The sequence below is a fragment of the Methylobacterium sp. E-016 genome (assembly GCF_022829745.1).
Taxonomy (GTDB): Bacteria; Pseudomonadota; Alphaproteobacteria; order Rhizobiales; family Beijerinckiaceae; genus Methylobacterium.
Map to the genome: position 1 here is coordinate 1 of NZ_JAKSYF010000073.1, position 3,521 is coordinate 3,521.

The following is a 3,521-nucleotide window of genomic DNA, read 5'->3' on the forward strand; positions in this document are numbered from 1 at the left end:
CACTCGCCTCCTCCGCCAAGGGCGACGAGCTCAAGACTTACAAGAAGATCGCCGAGATCGACGATCTCATCAGCATCGAGACGTCGTCTGATGACGCGGAGGAGAGCAAGCCGAACCCGGACATCTTCCAGGCGGCCCTGAAGCGCCTAAACGGCGTCGCGGCACAGGATGCCGTCGTCGTCGGTGATACGCCCTACGATGCCGAAGCTGCTACGAAGGCCGGCATTCGGACGATTGGGCTGCTTACGGGGGGGTGGACGGTCGAAGAACTCATGCAGGCCGGCTGCATCGCCACCTATCGGGATCCGACTGAACTGCTCGCCCGATACGAGACCTCGCCACTCGCCGGGTCGCAGGCCTGATCGTACAAGGACGGAGCACCTCCCATGGCAGCCACGAGCTCAAGCCCGTCCGAGGGTCCACACCTGCGCACCATCGCCATGCCGCGCGACACGAACGCTGCTGGCGCCATCTTCGGAGGCTGGACGGTTTCGCAGATGGATCTGGCCGGTGGAACCTTTGCTGCCCAGCGAACTAAGGGCCGCGTGGCGACGGTCAGCATCGACGCAATGCGTTTTCTCAGGCCGATCTCGGTCGGTGATGAGGTGAGTTGCTACTGCAAATTACAGGAAGACGGTGAGACATCGTTGGGCGTTCGGATCGAGGTCTGGATCCGGGATAGGACCGGAGGTGATCCGCAGAAGGTCACCGAAGGGGTGTTCACCTATGTCGCCTTGGACGACGAGGGGAAGGCGCGGCATCGGACCTAACTCCGGTCTAACAGGAACTGGAGGCGTTCGCCGTTCCCAGGGTGCAGGGCCGAGGTGTCTGGACTCCTATGCATGGATGCTTTCGGGAAGCGCCGATGTCCTCCCTTACGGCTGGCATGGGTCGGGACCCGCCCGTCCGCTCTACGACCGAGTTGGGTCGTGTCCCGTCCGTCTGCTCTACGATTGGGATGGGTGGTTTTCTGTCGGTCCGCTTCTGGGAAGCAAAGCCATGGAATCGGACGTTCGTTCGGATCGCTTCGATCGGCGGCTTCGCGCCCATCCCGAGCACTTGAATGCATGAGATTGCTGCCGGGAAACGGCCGTATCCATTTTTGACAGCTACGACTGAGTCGGAGGAAACCTATTTGTTCAATTTTACTTAGGTATTGGGCTTAGGCGGGTGCTGATCCACTGCATGTCCGGGTTCGGTCGGAGACATTGTCTTAACGCGCTTTATCCACCGGACGTGTCGGCAACGGACGAGAGGCCGATGCTGGAATGACAGCATCGGCCTCCTATCAGAACGGGCGGGTTGCTGCTCCGATCCTTGCGTCGCTACTGACGCGGCAGGCGGTGAAGCGCCCTGAGGAACACGTCCACGTCCTCGCGGGTGTTGTAGAAGGCGAGCGAGGCGCGGATCGATTGGTCGACGCCGAAACGCCGGAGCGCCGGCAGGGCGCAGTGGTGGCCAGAGCGCACAGCGACGCCGTGGCGGTCAAGGTGGTGGGCCACCGCCTCGTTCGTCTGTCCCTCGATCACGAAGGACATCACGCTCGCCTTCTCGCGGGCCGTGCCGATGAGGCGCAGGCCCTTGATGTCGGCAAGCCCCGCCTGCGCATAGTCCAGCAGGTCGTGCTCGTAGGCGGCGATGGCCGGCAGCCCGACGCTTTCGAGGTAGTCGAGCGCCGCGCCGAGGCCCACGGCGCCGGCGATGTCCGGCGTGCCCGCCTCGAACTTTTCCGGCGCGCCCTTGTAGACCGTCTTGGTGAAGGTCACGTCCTCGATCATGTGGCCGCCGCCCTGCCACGGCGGCATCGCCTCCAGGAGATGCGTCTTGCCGTAGAGCGCGCCGATGCCGGTCGGCCCGAACACCTTGTGGCCGGAGAACACGACGAAGTCGGCATCCAGCGACTGCACGTCGATCGGGATGTGCGGGGTCGACTGGGCCGCATCGACCAGCACCGGCACGCCGTAGGCGTGGGCGAGGGCGATGATCTCGCGGACCGGGTTCACGGTGCCGAGCGCGTTGGCGACGTGCGTCACCGACACGATCTTGGTCCGGCCCGACAGCAGGGCGGCGTATTGCTCGAAGATGATCTCGCCGCGATCGTTGACCGGGATCACCCGCAGGGTCGCGCCGGTGGCCTGGCTGAGCAACTGCCAGGGCACGATGTTGGCGTGGTGCTCGATCGTCGAGACGATGATCTCGTCGCCCGGGCCGATATTGGCCCGGCCGTACGAGTTCGCGACGAGGTTGATCGCCTCGGTGGTACCGCGCAGGAAGACGATGTCGTCCTTGCTCGGCGCGTTGAGGAAGCGGCGCACCTTTTCGCGGCCGCCCTCGAACAGGTCGGTGGAGCGGGCGGCCAGCGTGTGCGCGGCCCTGTGGATGTTCGAGTTGTGGCGGGCGTAGAACTCGGAGGTCGCGTCGATCACCGATTGCGGCTTGTGGGTGGTGGCCGCGTTGTCGAGCCAGACCAGCCGGTGCCCGTTCACGCTCTGGTGGAGCGCCGGGAAGTCCTTGCGGACGTGCTCCACGTCGAAGGGCGCGCCCACCGGGCTCGACCCCTGTGAGGTTACGCGTGGGGCCGGCCCGCTGTGTCGCGCGGGCTCGACGCGGGGCGTGGCGTGCGGCCTCGACGCGCGCGAGCCCCCGGTCAGGAAGTAATAGTCGCCCGACGAGAACGGCTCGTCGTGACCATGCTGCACCGTGCGCACGGGATCGCCTGACAGACGTCCGGTGCTCTGGAAGTTCTCCTGGGAAACGTCCACGCCGCTCTTCGACGGATCGGCCGGCACGAGGCTCGGCGCGATCGCGTGCGCAAACGCGGTCGCCCGTGGATGGTCCTTGGCAATCGTACGATGCAGGTCCGGGCCGCCGGGAAGGAAGGCGGCGACGTCGGGCACGCTCGGCACGAAGAATTCCGGCAGGCCACGTTGCGCCGACAACGGGTCGGCGAGCGGATGGACCGAGGGAATCGTTGTGGTGTCGAGGAGGCCGGCGCTCGTCGGCGCGGGCGTCCCGCCGAACGGGTTGGCAGCCGACGGACCGGTCAGACCGGGAAGCCCGACGCTCGGGCTGCCGACGTTGCGCGCGCCGAGCGCCGAGGCGTCGGGCTGGAAGCCCGACGGAAGCGCGCCCCAGGGCACGGAGGGGGTGCCGATCGCGGCACCCGGGAGCGACGGCTGCCCGGGGGCCTGGGGGAGGGATTCCAGGCCATGGGGGGCTTGCGGCGAGGCCGGCAGCGAAGGCGTCAGCTGCGCGGAGGCCGCGTTGCCCTGCCCGTAGATCTCGCGGGCGAGGCGCCCGACGAGATCGGCGTGGGCAAGATCGCCGGGTGCGCCCGTGGGGATGCCGATGGCGGATGCTCCCAAAAGACCGGCCTCAAGCGTAGTCATGGTAGTTGCCGAGCAGCACGTTATCGAGGCGGGCGATCGCGTCCTCGACCAGCACCGCGGCCGAGAAGTAGCGGGTGACGAGGTGCGAGGCGATCGAGTGGTCGTTGGTGCCCATGTAGCGCACCGACAGGC

Annotated in this window: 3 protein-coding genes and 1 pseudogene; 2 read left to right on the top strand and 2 right to left on the bottom strand. The window is 66.6% G+C overall.

The genetic code is table 11. The features are described from left to right. Together MKK68_RS07675 and MKK68_RS07680 are read left to right on the top strand one after the other, a co-directional pair. Positions 1–362: HAD family hydrolase (locus MKK68_RS07675; RefSeq protein WP_244029633.1), on the top strand; the 362-nt coding region annotated here is incomplete at its 5' end. A 24-nt stretch (positions 363–386) separates the two neighbouring features. Further along, positions 387–770, top strand: a complete 384-nt coding sequence (locus MKK68_RS07680; RefSeq protein ID WP_244029635.1) for an acyl-CoA thioesterase — start codon at positions 387–389, stop codon at positions 768–770. 555 nt (positions 771–1,325) lie between these two features. On the opposite strand, the gene MKK68_RS07685 is transcribed toward MKK68_RS07680, so the two are convergent. Together MKK68_RS07685 and MKK68_RS29425 are read right to left on the bottom strand one after the other, a co-directional pair. After that, positions 1,326–3,389, bottom strand: coding sequence for a family 2A encapsulin nanocompartment cargo protein cysteine desulfurase (locus MKK68_RS07685; RefSeq protein WP_244029637.1), 2,064 nt, complete (start codon positions 3,387–3,389; stop codon positions 1,326–1,328). Continuing rightward, positions 3,376–3,521 (bottom strand): annotated as a pseudogene (locus MKK68_RS29425) (cyclic nucleotide-binding domain-containing protein); the annotation flags it as partial. The gene MKK68_RS07685 and the pseudogene MKK68_RS29425, both read right to left, overlap by 14 nt.